The organism is Paenibacillus terrae (genome assembly GCF_000943545.1).
In the GTDB taxonomy this organism is placed as follows: domain Bacteria; phylum Bacillota; class Bacilli; order Paenibacillales; family Paenibacillaceae; genus Paenibacillus; species Paenibacillus terrae_A.
This window is the reverse complement of the sequence record NZ_JTHP01000200.1, coordinates 1-482: the sequence shown is the minus strand read 5'-3', so window position 1 is coordinate 482 and position 482 is coordinate 1. Positions and strand designations below refer to the sequence as shown.

The 482-nt window shown below is 59.5% G+C and carries 1 pseudogene; it reads left to right on the top strand.

The features are described 5' to 3' along the window. Positions 1-482 (top strand): annotated as a pseudogene (locus QD47_RS29665) (hypothetical protein); the annotation flags it as partial.

Here is a 482-nt window from a genome sequence, read left to right as displayed (position 1 = left end):
CTATCCAGCCGCACCATCTGCACATCGGAACCATTCAGGGCGAGCATATCGCATCACAGGCGATATCGACCGATGTCTTGCAGAATGAGTCTGTTACGTCCGACAAACTGGCAGATGAGAGCGTGACGGCCGCCAAGCTGTCCGCCCACTCGGTGCAGCCGTGGCATATTACGGACGAAGCGGTGCAAGGAAACCATTTGGCAGAAGAAGCGATCCAATCGAGCCATTTAGCCCCGGAAGCCGTCACCTCTGCCCATTTGCAGGCTTCGGCGGTGCTTACGAGACATCTGGCCCCGGATAGCGTATCCGGCCGTGCGCTTCAAGCGGAAAGCGTCACCTCGGAAAAGCTGGCGGCGCGCTCGGTACAAGGAATGAACCTCGCGGAAGGTAGCGTCGGTCCTGCACATTTGGCTGCGCAGGCCGTACATCCCCAGCATCTGGTAGCTGGAGCGGTACAGGACAGAGCGCTGGCAGAGGGAGCT